General features: G+C 58.5%; 14 protein-coding genes. 2 read left to right on the forward strand and 12 right to left on the reverse strand.

The annotated features are described in order from the left end of the window. Positions 1 to 3 precede the first annotated feature (3 nt). The 11 genes from SIC19_RS12885 to SIC19_RS12935 form a co-directional block, all read right to left on the reverse strand. Positions 4 to 951 (reverse strand): alpha/beta fold hydrolase, encoded by a 948-nt coding sequence (locus SIC19_RS12885; RefSeq protein ID WP_127401889.1) that lies wholly within the window; start codon positions 949 to 951, stop codon positions 4 to 6. A gap of 44 nt (positions 952 to 995) precedes the next feature. Beyond that, on the reverse strand, positions 996 to 2,282 hold the full coding sequence (purD, locus tag SIC19_RS12890; protein WP_075194257.1) for a phosphoribosylamine--glycine ligase: 1,287 nt from the start codon (positions 2,280 to 2,282) through the stop codon (positions 996 to 998). 21 nt (positions 2,283 to 2,303) lie between these two features. Continuing rightward, on the reverse strand, positions 2,304 to 3,884 hold the full coding sequence (purH, locus tag SIC19_RS12895) for a bifunctional phosphoribosylaminoimidazolecarboxamide formyltransferase/IMP cyclohydrolase (protein WP_041332548.1): 1,581 nt from the start codon (positions 3,882 to 3,884) through the stop codon (positions 2,304 to 2,306). Between the two features lie 85 nt (positions 3,885 to 3,969). Then, positions 3,970 to 4,287, reverse strand: coding sequence for a DNA-binding transcriptional regulator Fis (gene fis / locus SIC19_RS12900; protein WP_007154166.1), 318 nt, complete (start codon positions 4,285 to 4,287; stop codon positions 3,970 to 3,972). Then, complete coding sequence (gene dusB, locus SIC19_RS12905; protein WP_174447645.1) at positions 4,284 to 5,279, reverse strand: tRNA dihydrouridine synthase DusB; 996 nt, start codon at positions 5,277 to 5,279, stop codon at positions 4,284 to 4,286. The genes fis and dusB overlap by 4 nt, the downstream gene beginning before the upstream one ends. Before the next feature lie 219 nt (positions 5,280 to 5,498). After that, positions 5,499 to 6,755 (reverse strand): DUF3426 domain-containing protein, encoded by a 1,257-nt coding sequence (locus SIC19_RS12910; RefSeq protein WP_075194258.1) that lies wholly within the window; start codon positions 6,753 to 6,755, stop codon positions 5,499 to 5,501. 62 nt (positions 6,756 to 6,817) lie between these two features. Next, on the reverse strand, positions 6,818 to 7,714 hold the full coding sequence (gene prmA, locus SIC19_RS12915) for a 50S ribosomal protein L11 methyltransferase (RefSeq protein ID WP_075194259.1): 897 nt from the start codon (positions 7,712 to 7,714) through the stop codon (positions 6,818 to 6,820). Positions 7,715 to 7,752: 38 nt separating this feature from the next. After that, entirely contained in the window at positions 7,753 to 9,099 is a 1,347-nt protein-coding gene (accC, locus tag SIC19_RS12920) for an acetyl-CoA carboxylase biotin carboxylase subunit (RefSeq protein WP_036210545.1), read from the reverse strand. Positions 9,100 to 9,115: 16 nt separating this feature from the next. Continuing rightward, entirely contained in the window at positions 9,116 to 9,574 is a 459-nt protein-coding gene (accB, locus tag SIC19_RS12925; RefSeq protein WP_007154161.1) for an acetyl-CoA carboxylase biotin carboxyl carrier protein, read from the reverse strand. A 28-nt stretch (positions 9,575 to 9,602) separates the two neighbouring features. Continuing rightward, positions 9,603 to 10,043 carry a type II 3-dehydroquinate dehydratase gene (gene aroQ / locus SIC19_RS12930; RefSeq protein ID WP_036210542.1) on the reverse strand — a complete coding sequence of 147 codons (441 nt, stop codon included), beginning with the start codon at positions 10,041 to 10,043 and terminating at the stop codon, positions 9,603 to 9,605. Positions 10,044 to 10,338: 295 nt separating this feature from the next. After that, the gene (locus SIC19_RS12935; RefSeq protein WP_036210539.1) at positions 10,339 to 11,952 is read right to left on the reverse strand and encodes a diguanylate cyclase; all 1,614 of its coding nucleotides are present in this window, start codon (positions 11,950 to 11,952) and stop codon (positions 10,339 to 10,341) included. Positions 11,953 to 12,152: 200 nt separating this feature from the next. Here SIC19_RS12935 and SIC19_RS12940 point away from each other — a divergent pair, with 200 nt between their 5' ends. Together SIC19_RS12940 and SIC19_RS12945 are read left to right on the forward strand one after the other, a co-directional pair. Continuing rightward, positions 12,153 to 14,141 (forward strand): EAL domain-containing protein, encoded by a 1,989-nt coding sequence (locus SIC19_RS12940; RefSeq protein WP_075194260.1) that lies wholly within the window; start codon positions 12,153 to 12,155, stop codon positions 14,139 to 14,141. A gap of 129 nt (positions 14,142 to 14,270) precedes the next feature. Then, positions 14,271 to 15,320: a DUF2333 family protein gene (locus SIC19_RS12945; protein ID WP_036210533.1), complete on the forward strand. Its 1,050-nt coding sequence runs from the start codon at positions 14,271 to 14,273 to the stop codon at positions 15,318 to 15,320. 79 nt (positions 15,321 to 15,399) lie between these two features. Here SIC19_RS12945 and ppa read toward each other — a convergent pair whose 3' ends face one another. Continuing rightward, entirely contained in the window at positions 15,400 to 15,927 is a 528-nt protein-coding gene (ppa, locus tag SIC19_RS12950) for an inorganic diphosphatase (RefSeq protein ID WP_036210530.1), read from the reverse strand. Between the last annotated feature and the right edge of the window lie 100 nt (positions 15,928 to 16,027).

Consider the following 16,027-nt stretch of genomic DNA (forward strand, 5'->3'; position numbering starts at 1 on the left):
CGATCACTTTCCCTGGCCGGTGGCGGTTGCGACGAACTCGCGGAACAAGCGTGCGGATTCTTCTGGCACCTCGACCATGGGGGCGTGGCCGACGCCTTCCAGAAGCACTTTACGGGCATCTGGGATTCGCTCGACGAACACATCAGCGTTGCGATAATTGATCACCCGGTCTTCCATACCCCAGACCACCAGAACCGGTGCCTGGATGCGGGTGATGGCATTGCGGAAGTCATCCTCGTAACCGGTATCCCGGATGGCATCGAAAATCACTTCGTTGACGTCGCGGTTGGCAATGGCCTTCTCTTCCATGACGTCGTAAATGGGCCAGGGCACGAAGGGTTTCTTCTCCAGCGCAAAATCAACCAGGCGTTCAAAGTCGCCCTCCTGGGAGGGGATCAGCGGATTGTCACCGCCCATGACCAGGCTGACCAACTCGCTGTCGTACTCAAAAATTCCCGCCGGATCAAAGAGGGTGGCGGTGAGGATCTGGTCCGGGTAGGTCGCTGCATAGAGAGCGGTGATGGCGCCGCCCATGGAGTTGCCCATCATGTGCGCTCTCTGGACGCCCAGAGCATCGAGAATCCTCGACAGGTGCCTGACCTGATCCTCGAATCGATATCCCAGGTCCAGCTCCTTGCTGCTGTCACCATGGCCGGGCAGGTCGATGGCGTAAACGTTGAACTCATCCGTCAACTGCCGCGCCAGTCGGGTCCAGTTGTCCTTGTTGGCGCCAAAGCCATGGACGAGCACGATGGTGTCGCCGTCCACCGGCTCTGCATTGCTCAGGTAGGCAATGGTCATCTCACCAACGGTGATACTGGATTCCTCCAGCCCGGCACTGGAGCGTTCCCAGCCAATGGCGTTGTCATACAGAGCCTGGCGGGAACAGGCACTGATCATCAAGGTGATGATCAGTATTGAGAGGGTCGACAGGACAGATCGTTGAGCCATCAGAGCGTTCCTTGCGAAGAGTGGGCAGATTCGGGCCTGCGCTATCAGGTGTTTTCCCTGGCAATCGCGCGATAGGCAATGTCCTTGCGATAGAAGGCACCGTCCCATGAAATGCGCGCAGCTACCTCGTAGGCGCGCTTCTGTGCCTCCGTGACGGTATTGCCCAGGGCCGTGGCGCACAGCACTCGTCCACCGTTGGTAGCCACCTGTTCCCCGTTCAAACGGGTACCGGCGTGGAAGACCTTCTCGCCCTCGGTTTCCGATTCTGGCAGCCCGGATATGACGTCGCCCTTGTTGTAGCTGCCAGGATAGCCGCCCGCAGCCAGCACGATGCCCACGGAAGCGCGCTCGTCCCAGTCTGAACGGCACTGGTCAAGCTTGCCGTCAATGGCAGCCCCGCAGAGTTCCACCAGATCCGATTTCATCCGCAGCATGATGGGCTGGGTTTCCGGATCGCCAAAGCGGCAGTTGAATTCAATGACCTTGGGGGTACCTTCGCCATCGATCATCAGGCCGGCGTACAGGAAACCTTTGTAGGGGTGGCCTTCCGCGGCCATGCCGCGCACGGTGGGATAGATTACTTCGTCCATGATTCGCTTATGGACATCCTGAGTGACCACAGGAGCCGGGGAGTAGGCCCCCATGCCACCGGTATTCGGACCAGTGTCACCGTCGCCCACACGCTTATGGTCCTGGGAGGTCGCCATGGGTAATACGTGCTCGCCATCTACCATGACGATAAAGCTGGCTTCTTCGCCATCCAGGAATTCCTCAACCACGACGCGGTTGCCTGCATCACCAAAGGCGTTACCGGCCAGCATGTCGCGGATGGCGTCTTCCGCCTCCTTCAGCGTCATGGCAACAATCACGCCTTTGCCCGCAGCCAGGCCATCGGCTTTCACCACGATGGGTGCGCCCTGCTTGCGTACATAATCCAGTGCCTGGTCCACGTCGGTGAAATTGGCGTAGGCGGCGGTGGGAATGTTCTGGCGATCCAGAAAGTCCTTGGTGAAGGCCTTGGAGCCTTCCAGCTGTGCGGCACCGGCACTGGGGCCGAACACCCGCAAACCACGCTCTTCGAACAGGTCTACAATGCCATCAACCAGCGGCGCCTCGGGGCCGACAATGGTCAGTCCCACGTTATTGGCCGCGGCAAAGTCCGCCAGGCCGTTGAGATCCATCACGTCAATGTTGATGTTTTCCAGGCCTGGCTCGCGGGCGGTGCCGGCGTTGCCGGGGGCAACAAACACCCGGTCAGCGTCCGGTGATTGAGCGGCTTTCCAGGCCAGTGCGTGTTCGCGTCCGCCGGAGCCTATAACAAGAATATTCATGATCGGTTCCTGTGTGTCGGATTAGTGCCGGAAGTGGCGCATGCCGGTAAACACCATGGCAATGCCGTGCTGGTTGGCTGCGTCGATCACTTCCTGGTCACGCATGGAGCCGCCGGGCTGGATCACGGCGGTAATGCCGGCTTCTGCGGCGGCGTCGATACCATCCCGGAAGGGGAAGAACGCATCGGACGCCATCACCGAGCCTTTTACCTCAAGGCCTTCATCGGCGGCTTTGATGCCGGCAATCCTGGCGCTGTAGACGCGGCTCATCTGGCCGGCTCCCACGCCGATGGTGCGGCCCGCCTTGGCGTAGACAATGGCGTTGGACTTGACGTACTTGGCCACTTCCCAGGCGAAAAGCAGGTCGTTCAGCTCCTGTTCGGATGGTTCACGCTCGCTGACCACCTTGACGTCTTCCATCGCTACCATGCCCAGGTCACGATCCTGAACCAGCAGGCCACCGGTGACGCGTTTGTAGTCCATGGATTTGGCGCGTTCGCCATCGAACTCGCCACAGGCAAGCAGGCGTACGTTCTTCTTGGCGGCGACCAGCTCCACTGCTTCTCGTGCGATGGTCGGGGCAATGATCACTTCCACGAACTGACGGTCGATGATGGCCTTGGCAGTTTCCGCGTCCAGTTCGCGGTTAAAGGCAATGATGCCGCCAAACGCAGAGGTGGGGTCGGTGGCGAAGGCCAGGTCATAGGCCTGGAGGATGTCGGCGCCGATGGCCACACCACAGGGATTGGCGTGCTTGACGATCACGCAGGCGGGATCGGCAAAGGGCTTGACGCATTCCAGCGCGGCATCGGTGTCGGCGACATTGTTGTAGGACAGTTCCTTACCCTGAAGCTGTTTGGCGGTGGCAATGCAGGCTTCCCTGGGGTTGCGCTCGGTGTAGAAGGCAGCCCGCTGGTGGGGATTTTCTCCGTAGCGCATGTCCTGAACCTTCAGGAACTGAGTGTTGAAGGTGCGAGGGAAATCGGCGTTGTCGTTGTCGGAGGTGCGGCCGCCGAGATAGTTGGCGATAGCACCGTCATAGCCGGCGGTGTGCTCGAAGGCCTTCACGGCCAGGTCAAAGCGCGTGGTGTAGCTCAGCTCGCCGTCGTTGGCTTCCAGCTCTTTCAGAACACGGCTGTAATCAGAGGCGTTCACCACAATGGCCACGTCGTTGTGGTTCTTGGCAGCCGCGCGAACCATGGTAGGGCCGCCAATGTCGATGTTCTCAATGGCGGTGGCAAGGTCGCAGTCCGGTTTGGCGATGGCATTCTCAAATGGGTAGAGGTTTACAATCACCATGTCGATGGGGTTGATGCTGTGCTCTGCCATCACCGCGTCGTCGACGCTGCGACGACCAAGGATACCGCCGTGGATTTTCGGGTGCAGGGTTTTGACCCGGCCATCCATCATTTCCGGAAAGCCGGTGTAGTCACTGACTTCGGTGACGGGTACCTGGTTTTCCTGCAGGAGGCGAAAGGTGCCACCGGTAGAAAGCAGTTCGATGCCGCGATCGGTCAGTGCACGGCCGAATTCAACGATACCGGTTTTATCGGACACGCTGATCAGCGCACGACGGACGGGGGTATTAGCCTGATTTGCCATGAGTCACTTATTTCTGCTGGGTATGAACGAATGAAGGCCTCGCGAATGGTGTCCGGGAGGCCCTCGTTTCAATCGGGTAGCTGGATTATAGCAGACCGTACTGTTTGAGCTTCTTGCGCAGGGTGCCGCGGTTCAGGCCAAGCATGGTCGATGCCTTGGTCTGGTTATTGCGGGTGTACTTCATCACCTGCTCGAGCAGCGGGGCCTCTACTTCCGATAACACCAGTTGGTAGACCTCGGTCACCGGGGCGCCATCGAGTTGGGCAAAATAGTTTTTAAGGGCAACTTCCACGCTGTCGCGCAGGGTAACCGTGTTGCCGCTGCTGTTCACCGTTTGCAACTGATGAATATCATCGTTGGCAGGTGGGGTCAGGTTGTCTTTAGCCAAAGTCTCAGCGGTCATGCTGCGAATACCTCTCCATTTCGTAAGCCTGCAAAGTACTGTTGAATACTGTCTTTCTGCGCCATCGCGTCGTCAATGGCGTTGAAGCGTTTTCTGAACTGTTTGTCTTCGTCGTGGGACTGGAGGTACCAGCCCACGTGTTTCCTGGCAATTCGTACGCCCATGGTCTCGCCGTAAAAGCGGTGCAGGGCGTCCAGGTGTTCGCTTAATACCTGTTCCACCTCATCCACAGGCGGCTCCGCAAGGTGTTTTCCGGTTTCCAGGAAATGCAGGATTTCCCGGAAAATCCAGGGTCGTCCCTGTGCTCCACGGCCAATAAGCAGCCCGTCAGCACCGGTGAACTTCAGTACATGCTGTGCCTGTTCCGGCGAGTTTATGTCGCCGTTGGCAAATACTGGAATGCTCACCCGGGACTTTACGTCGGCGATCGTGTCGTACTCGGCCTCGCCTTTATAGGCATCGGCGCGGGTACGACCATGAATGGCCAGGGCCTGGATGCCAGCGTCTTCTGCCATGCGGGCGATCAGTGGCGCATTCCGATGTTCCCTGTCCCAGCCTGTGCGCATCTTCAGTGTCACCGGGATGTCCACGGCAGCCACGACCGCTTCCAGGATATCCCGCACCAGCGCCTCATCTTTCATCAGTGCTGAGCCGGCGGCCTTGTTACACACCTTCTTGGCCGGGCATCCCATGTTGATGTCGATGATCTGGGCACCGAACTCGGCATTCAGCCTGGCGGCGTTGGCCAGCATTTCAGGGTCGCCGCCGGCGATCTGCACAGAGCGGGGCTCGGGTTCACCTTCATGGTTCATGCGCGTTTGTGACTTGCGCGTATGCCACAGTTTGCTGTCCGCAATGACCATCTCGGATACAGCCAGCCCAGCGCCCATTCGCCGGCAGAGCAGGCGAAAAGGCCGGTCTGTTACACCGGCCATAGGTGCAACAATCAACGGATTGGGCAGGGTGTACGGCCCGATTTTTGCCGTTGGCAGCATGATCTGAATCCGTGTAACAGCGGGTTAAGCGAACGTCGGATGTGATCGGCTGCTCAATAAGTAACCGATCCTGATCCGAAGGGCGGTAATGATACCGCTGGCAGAGATCCTATTGAAGGGGCGAAGCCATGAAAAAATTGATTATTTTTCGTCCTTTCTGGTTGACTTTCAGTCTATTCGGTGGCCGCCCCCGCTTTCTGTCGAGTGAGGACTTGCTTACTCCTGATAGGCGCGGAAGGCGATATTGTAGTTCACGGCGTCCTTTCCAGGGTCGCGGATGTTGATGACGATCCTGACCGGGGTATCGGTCGGCATCGCCTCAAGATCACGGCCGTCTCCCGCCAGGTACTCGTCCGGTGTGAACACACTCTGGGCGACCACATCACCATTCAGGTTGGAGAACGTCAGGGCGATGGCGGGGAATGGCTGTTCAAAAGCGGCCCGGTTGATGATGACGGCATCAACCACCAGTTGGCTGCGGTTTTCCGGATTGGTTCGGACCACCAGTTTGCGGCTCTGGATGGCATCCACATTGATCAGCGGTTTCAGTTCGCACCCGGCAATTTCGCAGCCCTGTTCATAGAACGGGCGCAGTTCCGGTATGGAAGACAGGCGGTCGAACTGGAACCAGGTGACTTGCGCCACCAGGACGCCGATCAGTGCCAGGATAATCAGGGTCCATAGGACCGTTCTCACGCGGCCCCTGCCATTGCCTGCCACAGAGACCGGCTCCCTGCGCAGGTTGCTGTAGGGGGAGCCGGCGATAAGAGGTTCGTTGTCGGTTACCGGCCCGGCATCATAGTCGAAGGACGACGATTGGGGTTCATCGACGTAGAAGCCATCGGCGTTGTCCACCGGTTCCAGGCTCAGGTCTTCGGGTTCCCGTGGTGTTGCTTCGGGCTCACCCCAGACCTGTTCATCAAATGGCTCGTTCTCGAGTGGTTCTGATTCCGGTTGCTCGAATTTCGCAGGTTCTTCTTCTGGCGGCTCGGGTTCAACAGGGGCAGGCTTGGTCTTGCGCCTGGTGTCGTCTTCTTCGGACAACATCGCCTCGGCCCAGCTTTCATCGATTTTTTCGTGGGTTACGTCGTCGCTGTCGGTCTCGAACGTGCCACCGCTGCGCTCGTCGACAGTGCGAAAGCTGTCGCTCAACTCGTCGTCGGAGAAGGTCAGCCGGGTACCAGCGTATGGGCCCTCGGCAGCATCTTCCTCAGGGTTGTCCGCAAAAATCAGGTCATCATCCGAGGTGAACCCTGGATCTGCCGGAGCATCCTGCTGTTCCGGTGCGGGCGGGCCGCTCTTTGGGCTGGATATGCCTGAAGCTCCCTCGTTTATCCGGTGTTCGACGGCATTGAACACCGCCATGCAGTTGCCGCAACGCACTTTTCCGCTGGCTACGCTCAGCTGTGCGTCGGTGACCCGGAACCGGGTTTCACATTTTGGGCATCGTGTCTGCAGGCTGCTCTGGGTCATGCTTCTTTCCTGTAGGCGGCATCGCTACGAGTCACGGAGTTTAGTTGGTTCGGCAGAATTCGTCACCTGTCGTTGCGCCGTCCTGTGAGCCGTATCCACTCCTCGCGTTGTTCCGGCTCGTCCATGATGAACCAGGGCTCGTAGGCCTCCATGACCTCCCGGGCCTGGTTGGACAGTATGCCGGACAACACAATATCACCGCCCGGTTTTACCTTTGCTGCCAACCTGGGTGCCAGGCCAATCAGTGGCTGGGCCAGTATGTTGGCCAGCATGATGTCCGCCATGGTATCGGGTTCATCCCCGGGCAGGAACAGGTCCAGCCGTTCTTCTTCGACCTTGTTGCGGCGAGCATTTTCCCGGCTGGCTTCCAGTGCCTGGGGGTCTGTGTCGACTCCGATAACGTGGTCAGCGCCCAGTAATAGGGCTGCAAGACCCAGTATGCCGGAGCCGCAACCATAGTCGATCACTTGCCGTGAGGTCACGTCCTGACCATCAAGCCATTCCAGGCATAGAGCCGTGGTGGGGTGGGTTCCAGTGCCAAAGGCCAGGCCGGGATCCAGCAGCAGGTTGGCGGCGTGGGGATCTGGAGCGTCGTGCCAGCTGGGCACGATCCATAGCCGGTCACCGAAGCGCAGTGGCTTGAAGTCATCCATCCATTCGCGTTCCCAGTCCTTGTCTTCCACCAGGGTAACGTCGATGTCGGGTAATGATTGTTGTGTCTGCTGGTGCCAGGCATCCTTAACGGCGGCGCAGAGCTCTTCAATATCGCGATCGGACCCGAACAGGCCGGTGACACTGGTCTGGTGCCAGAGCGGCGTTGTACCCGGGTCGGGCTCGTACAGGGGCTGGTCTGCGGCATCTTCCATGGAGACGGCTTCTGCGCCCATCTCCATGAGCAGATCCTCAAGCTGGTCCGCGTTATCCGGATCAGCTGGGATCTGTAGTTGTATCCAGGGCATGTGGGTGTCCTGTTTGGTAGACGAATCGACTGATCGGGTCAGTCCCGAATCAGTTTTTCCAGATAATGGATGGTGAAGTCTACCTGTTTAAAGCCGCCATCGCGTACCAGTTTTCTGTGCAGCGCCTGGTTCGTCTTGATGCCCTCGACCACCAGTTCATCCAGCGCATTCTTCATGCGGCGGCGGGCAATTTCCCGATCGTCTCCCCAGGTGATCAGCTTGGCGACCATGGAGTCGTAGAATGGAGGTACGGTGTAGCCGCTGTACAGGTGAGAGTCTACCCGTACACCGTTACCGCCAGGCGCATGGAAGTGCTTGACCTTGCCCGGGCTGGGTACAAAGGTTTGCGGGTCTTCGGCGTTGATACGGCATTCCAGCGCGTGGCCGGAAATCTTGATCTCGTCCTGGGTGTATTGCAGGGGCAGGCCACTGGCAATGCGCAGCTGCTCGCGAACGATATCGACACCGGTCACCATCTCTGACACCGGATGCTCCACCTGCACCCGCGTGTTCATCTCGATAAAGTAGAAGGCGCCGTCCTGGTACAGGAACTCGAACGTACCTGCACCCACGTAGCCAATCTCCTTGCAGGCGTCGACACAGGCTTTCAGGGTCTTCTCACGCGCTTCCGGATCGATATTCGGCGCCGGGGCTTCTTCGATGACTTTCTGGTGCCTGCGTTGCATGGAGCAGTCACGGTCGCCAAGGTGGATGACGTTGCCGTGGGTGTCCGCCAGTACCTGCACTTCGACGTGGCGGGGGCGTTCCAGATATTTTTCGAGATAAACCGTAGCATCCCCGAAAGAGTTCTTGGCTTCCGACTGTGTGACCTGCACGCTCTTCAGCAGGGCCGCTTCGGAATGCACCACCTGCATGCCGCGGCCACCACCGCCAGAGGCGGCCTTGATAATGACCGGATAGCCAATTCTACGGGCGACTTCCAGGGTGCGGTTGTCGTCGTCCGTCAACGGGCCATCGGAGCCAGGCACGGTAGGGACGCCCGCTGCAATCATTGAGTTGATGGCGGAGACTTTGTTGCCCATCAGGCGAATGGTGTCGGCTCTGGGGCCGATAAAGCGAAAGCCGCTTTTTTCAACCTGTTCAGCGAAATCCGCGTTTTCGGCGAGGAAGCCATAACCGGGATGGATGCCGACGGAATCTGTCACTTCAGCCGCACTGATAATAGTCGGGATGTTCAGGTAACTGTCTGCGGCACTGTTGGGGCCGATACAGACCGACTCGTCCGCCAGGCGAACATGCATGAGGTCGCGGTCGATCTGTGAGTGGACAGCCACGGTTTTAATGCCCAGCTCCTTGCAGGCGCGCAGGATACGCAGGGCAATTTCGCCGCGATTTGCGATCAGGACTTTTTCTAACATAGCCATGAGAGTATCACCGGGTTCAGGAAATGATGATCATCGGCTGGTCGAACTCGACCGGCTGACCGTTCTCCACCAGGATCTCGGCGATGGTGCCGCTCTTGTCTGCCTCGATCTGGTTCATCATCTTCATGGCTTCGACGATGCACACCACGTCGCCGGCTTTCACTGATTGCCCGACTTCCACAAACGCTTTCGCGGTGGGTGAGGGCGAGCGGTAGAAGGTGCCGACCATTGGCGACTTCACCGCATGGCCGGAAGGCTCTGCCGGCTTTGCGGGCTCGTCGGCGGCTGGCGCGGACGGCTGCGGTGAGGCGGGCTGGGGTGCTGGTGACGGATACTGTGCCATATACTGTGGCGCAGCCAGTTGTTCACGACGCCGGGAGATGCGAACAGAATCATCACCCTCGTGAATCTCCAGCTCCTCGACGTCGGATTCCTCCAGCAGTTCGATAAGTTTCTTGATCTTGCGAATGTCCATAGTCAGTCCGATCCCGTTTTAATCAGTTCTATCGATGAATTCGTTGCAGGGCGGCTTCGAGTGCAAGGTCGTACCCCAGGCTGCCCAGCCCGCAGATAACGCCATCGGCGATATCAGAAAAGTATGAGTGATGACGGAATGCTTCCCGCGCATGCACGTTGGAAAGATGGACCTCAATAAACGGTATGCCCGAGGCCAACATGGCGTCCCGCAGTGCAACACTGGTGTGGGTGAACGCCGCCGGGTTGAAGATGATGAAATCAACCCCTTCTGATCTGGCTTCATGTATCCGCTCAATCAGTTCATATTCCGCGTTTGACTGTAAATGTAGCAGGTGATGGCCATCTTCGGCGGCTTTCCGGTGCAAACGGTCGTCAATGTCCGCCAACGACTCGTGGCCGTACACCTCCGGCTCGCGGGTTCCCAGCATGTTCAGGTTGGGGCCATGAAGTACGAGTATGGTCGACATGATTTCGTCTGCCTTGCTGACTTTTTTACAGGATCGCCGAATTTAGCGACATTTTCCCACAATGGTGCGTTCTTGAAGTCTTCAGATCAACACTTTTTGACAATCGGGTGTGTGTCGAAAAGTATCTTATCTCTGTGTCGAAAAGAATCTTACCCGCGCACAAGCAATCTTTGTCGTTTGCACGGTCATTGTCGTGAAGGGGGATCAGGAGTTCTATAAGACGTTGGTTTCATAGAACGGCCCCGAGAGCGGGGCGGGGCCGTTGCTGGGGAGAGCCCGCCAGTGGCGTTTGGGCTCAGTCGCCGGCGGCGGTCACGCAGTTGCGGCCCTGGGCCTTGGACCGGTAAAGAGCCTTGTCCGCCCGTTCGCAGAGAGCCTGGGAGGTATCACCCTTCCAGGCGGCAACGCCGCAACTGAAGGTGACATTAAACTCCCGGTCGCCAGCCGGTTGCAGCAGCTCCGAGAAACGCTCGCGGATTTCGTTCAGCACATTGCGGGCATCGCTCTCGCGGGTGTCCGGCAGAATAATGGCAAATTCCTCGCCACCGTATCGGCCAATGTGGTCGGTCTTGCGCAAGCGCTGTTTCAGGAACATGGACAAACTTCGCAGCACGCGGTCGCCAATGGGATGGCCAAACGTGTCATTCACCTTCTTGAAGTAGTCGATGTCGATCATTGCAAAGCACAGTTGCTGGTCTTTCTGCCGCGCCCGCACGATCTCCTGATCGAGCAGGTGCAGGGTATGAGTGTGATTGAATAGGCCGGTGAGGCTGTCGCGGATCATCAGCGCCAGCAGTGACCGGGCGCGGCGGCCCCGATTGTGTATGGTGGAGATCAGGTGTTTCGGGTCAATCGGCTTGGTCAGGAAGTCATCGCCCCCCAGGCTCATGGCATGCAGCTGTTTGGAAACGTCTTCTTCGGCGGATAGGTAGATGATAGGCACGCTATGAAAACGGTCCTGCTGGCGGATTACTCGCGCGATTTCCATGCCGGTGCAGCCAGGCATGTACATGTCCAGAATGATGATCTCCGGCGAGAACGACTCCAGCGCATGAATGATTTCCATCGGATCGGTGATGATGTGGGCATTCATGCCCGCTTTTTTCAGAACCGTTTCCATGAACTTGGCCTGAGCGCGGGAGTCATCCAGCACCAGCACTTTGTAGGGCTCAACGGTATTGCCGTGGGTGTAGGTCTCGATCTTCTCGATCAGCTGGCCGGGATCAACCGCCGGGTAGAAGAATTCCTCGCCACCGCAGCGGGACGCCCGCAGGCGGGTTTGGATGGTGCCATCTTCGTCGCTCATGAAGATGATGGGGATGGGTGTGTCGTGTCGCTCCTGAAGCCGCTCGATGGTGGCAATTCCGCTCAGCGGCTCGCCGCCGTAGTTAACGTCCATCAGGATGGTTTCGGGTTTGTGAAGTGCGCAGGCTTCGATCAGCTTGTCGGCGGTGTTGAACGCTGACGCACGGAAGCCGAAGAACTCAAGCTGGCGGATCAGGCGGCTGGCCATCTCTTCACTGGCCAGAGCAATATAGACGGGCGTGCGTCGATACTGTTGGGGAGCCTCGCTGGCTTCCTGGTCGGTCCGTCTCAACGTGCATTGGGACAGCTGCTCTATGGCGTCCTGGAGCTTGCGATCCAGGCTTTCGGGAAGCGCGGTGCCTTCCGGCCACTCGCCGATCAGGTCAAAAACCTGGCGCCCGGAATCGGCATGGCTTTCCATGTCGAAGCGCTTTGCGTAGCGAACCAGCTTGTCGGCTGCCCTGGCAAAATCGCCCCTGAAGGCGGCAGACTGGCCGGTGTCTTCGTGGATCTTTTGCCATGTATCCAGGACGACGCGCGCCTGGGTGGTGACACGGCGAGCGAAGTGCTGCCTGAGTTTGTCTTTCTGGCTATCGTCGTTCATTGTGCTCCGGCCTGTGTTTTTCTCGTTCTGAGCCGCCCGTTTCCGGTACAAGCGGATATTTTCAACATTAGTCTTTTTGCAGAGTCTATAGTGTTTAATGTTGTCGGCGTAGGTGACGCTGTGTAAATGTTTGTCAACTCTGCGGGGCAGGTCACACCAGATAGCCGACAATCGTTGTTTCAGACTAGGGGCTGCCAGTGATGGCACGGACGCAAAACGACCGACAGATCTCTCGCCAGCAAGGTGTTATTACCTTGCGCAGTCTGCTGTTGCTGTTTACCGGTGGCATGTTGCTGCTTGTGCTGGTGGCGGCGGCCAGCGTCAGTTTTGACCGGTTCCGGGACTACATGTCGGGTCAGCTCCAGGGCCATGCCCGGGATGGTGCCACGGCCATTGGCCTGTCCCTGTCCAATGCCATTGACGGTCGCGATCCAGTGGCCTCGTCTTCATTGATCGATGCCGTTTTCGACAGTGGTCGTTATCTCTCGGTGGTCTACGTCAATAATCAGGGTGAGGAGGTGGCCGGGCGGGAAACCTCCCTGCGTGAGGTGGATGTGCCGGGCTGGTTTGTGGCGCTGGCGGATCTGCCACTGCCGGTGGGTGAAGCGGAAGTGGTGCGCGGCTGGAGTCGACTGGGTAAGGTGCGGGTCGTAAGCCACCCTGGCCGGGCCTACGAAGACCTGTGGGTGGTGACGGTTAGAATCGTGGCCGGCTCTGCCCTGATTGGTGGCCTTGGGTTGATCGGCCTGTTTTGGATGATGACACGCCTGATGCGTCCGCTCAGGGCTGTTGAGAAACAGGCCAGGGCCTTGGGTAAACGGGACTTCAGGCGTCGGGTCGACATTACCTCCACGCGGGAATTGAACCAGGTCACCCACGCGATGAACCAGATGGCGGATGACCTCGGGCGACTTTTTGAAGGGCAGGCCAAACTGATCCAGCACCTGCGCAAGGTGAACAACGAAGACAGCCTGACCGGGCTTGCGAGCCGGCAGGCGTTCGAGCAACGCTTGAAGGTTGAAGTGGAATCGGAAGAGCGGTCCGCCCCCGGGGTGCTGTTCCTGATCCAGTTGGAAGAGTTCGCCCAGTATAACCAGAGTTATGGCCGCGACGAGGCCGACCGCTTGCTGGTTCGCATTGCGGGGGCGCTGAATACGTTTGTCCATGCGCACAGCGATTCGTTCGCCGGCCGCATGACGGGTGCCGGGTTTGCTGTCTTCCTGCCTGGTGTTTCACGTGCCGATGGGGTGATCTGGTGTCGCCAACTGGTCGAAGAGCTGGATGGCATCTATTCCGACCTCTCCGCTCCCATGGATGTGTCTGTTCATGCAGGCATTGCCCAGGCTGCTGAAACCCGCAAAGCGGGCGAGCTTATGTCAGCGGCCGACGAAGCGCTTCGGCAGGCACAGATGGAGGAGGGATCTGCCTGTCATGCCGCTGATCGCGACCGGCCTGAGCACCATGACAGTGAAAAGTGGCGGATCATGATTGGCGAAGCGATCACCCAGGGACAGATGTCGCTGTGGATGCAGCCCATGATCAGCAATGGCGATAACGGGGTGCTGTTCCATCAGGTCTTTTCCCGGATGAGAACGGAGGAAGGCTGGATCAAGGCTGGTATTTTCGTGCCCATGGCGGAACGCTTTGGCATGATCCCCGACATTGATCGCTGGGTCCTTGAGCGTTCCCTGGCGCTTCTGCATACGGAACCAGACACTCGCCTGGCGTTAAGCCTGGGCATGGTTTCGGTGGCCAGTGAGGCATTCCGCAAAGAACTTCTGGAGCAGCTGTCCGCTGCCGGCAAGGAGCGCTGGCGATTGCAGATTGGTATTTCCGAGCAGGCTGTTCACCACCACCGGACGGCGGTAGGACTCCTGGTGCGTGGGCTGAACCGGCTCAAGGTGCCGGTGATTGTCGACCGCTTCGGTGTAGGCGGGGTGCCCTTCAGCTACCTGAGGAATCTGAGGTTCCAGGCACTGCGTATTGATAACAGCTTCGTTCATGATATCGACAGCCACGACGACAACCGCTTCTACCTCGAATCCGTGACGACCATCGCCCACAGCCGCGGCGTGCGGGTCTACGTCACAGGTGTTGAAACAGCCGGTGAATATGCGGCACTGCAGGGTGTCGGTATCGATGGCGCAATGGGGTACCATTTGGGCCGGCCATTTGAGGTGGGACATTAGTGTGTGATCGCGGTTACAGTGCCGAAAAACGCCGCAAATTGCATAAACGTTGCCGTTGCTTCATGGTATTCGCAGTGCGCGAACGGATAGCGTCCGGGATAAAACGACAAACAGGGGAACTGAAAACCGATGCCAGGAAAAATCAGACAGTATTTCAGTGATCGCAAAGACGACGTTCAGGACTACACCGGCGGAGGGGTTGTCGGCAAATTTATACTGGCCGTTGTGGTTGTGTACCTGCTTGTTGCCCTGGTGCTAGGCATGATCTGGAGCAGCGAGCCAGACGTTTTCTCGGTACGCGAACACACACGCGCCGTGGCCAATGAGATGCAGCGTGAACCGGTGGCCGGTTTCGCAACAACGGCAACCATGATCCGGGTGGCGGAGACTCTTCTCGATAAGCCTGGCGGTTACGTTTCGAACGACATATTCCCCCCGGGGCTTTGGCTCGACAACATGCCTAACTGGGAATACGGGGTGCTCGTTCAGCTTCGCGACCTGTCCCGTGCCATGCGCAAGGACATCAGTCGTTCCCAGAGTCAGTCCGCTGAGGACCCTGACCTGACAATTGCTGAGCCTCAGTTCCACTTCGACAGCGGTAGCTGGGCCATTCCCTCCACCGAGGCGGAGTATCGTCGTGGCATCCAGGCCCTGTATAGCTACCTGGACCGCTTATCACGCCCCGATCAACCCAACGCCCAGTTTTTCGCCAGGGCTGACAACCTGGCCAACTGGCTGGCGGACCTGGAAACCCGCCTGGGCAGTCTATCCCGAACGCTTGGTGAGAGTGTTGGCAAAGCGTCGGTGTCCGACGCCGTGTCCAACGTCAATCCCGGCGACCCGCTGTCGGAAGATGTCATGGGCGAGGAGGTCAAGACCTCCTGGACGAAGATAGACGACGTGTTCTATGAGGCGCGCGGCAGTGCCTGGGCTCTGTTGCATATCTTCCGCGCCATTGAAGTGGACTTCCGCAAGGTGCTTAACGACAAGAACGCCCTGGCCAGCGCCAAACAGATCATTATCGAACTGGAAGGTGCGCAGGGTGAAATGTGGAGCCCCGTGATTCTGAACGGCAGCGGCTTCGGTGTGCTGGCCAATCACTCATTGACCATGGCGGCGTACCTGTCCCGCGCCAGCGCTGCGATCAGTGACATGCGTGACCTGCTGACCCGAGGCTGATGCCGGTACAGCATCGCCGCATAAAAAAAACCGGGCCACGCAGCCCGGTTTTTTTGTCATCGACTGAAAGCGTCGCCGATCAGCCTTTGTAGGCCTTCACGGACGCTTCGATGGCCTTCTTGGCTTCGGCGGCGTTGGCCCAGCCCTGAACCTTAACCCACTTGCCCGGCTCCAGCGTCTTGTAGTTCTCGAAGAAGTGCTGGATCTGGTCGCGGAGCAGTTGCGGAAGATCTTCCACATCTTTCACGTCGGTGTAGCTCTTGGTGAGCTTGTCGTGGGGTACGGCAACCAGTTTGGCGTCGCCACCGGCTTCGTCTTCCATGTTCAGCACGCCAACCGGGCGGCAGCGAATCACGGAACCGGCCTGAACCGGATACGGGGTCACCACCAGCACGTCAATCGGGTCACCGTCGTCAGCCAGGGTGTGGGGAATGAAGCCGTAGTTGGCCGGGTAGAACATTGGCGTAGCCATGAAGCGGTCTACCAGCAGGGCGCCCATGTCCTTATCCAGCTCATACTTCACCGGGGAGCTGTTGGACGGGATTTCGATGGCCACGTAGATGTCTTCCGGCGGGTTCTTGCCAGCAGGGATATGGTCGAAGTTCATGGTCGATCCTTTCTGAAGTGCGTTTAACTGCGTTTAAAAAGTGGGCGCAATTATACGGGACAATGGTGTGGATCGAAACTAAACGTTGGTATCGCCTTAC

It is taken from the genome of Marinobacter sp. MIT930201 (assembly GCF_047122665.1).
Lineage (GTDB): Bacteria > Pseudomonadota > Gammaproteobacteria > Pseudomonadales > Oleiphilaceae > Marinobacter > Marinobacter salarius.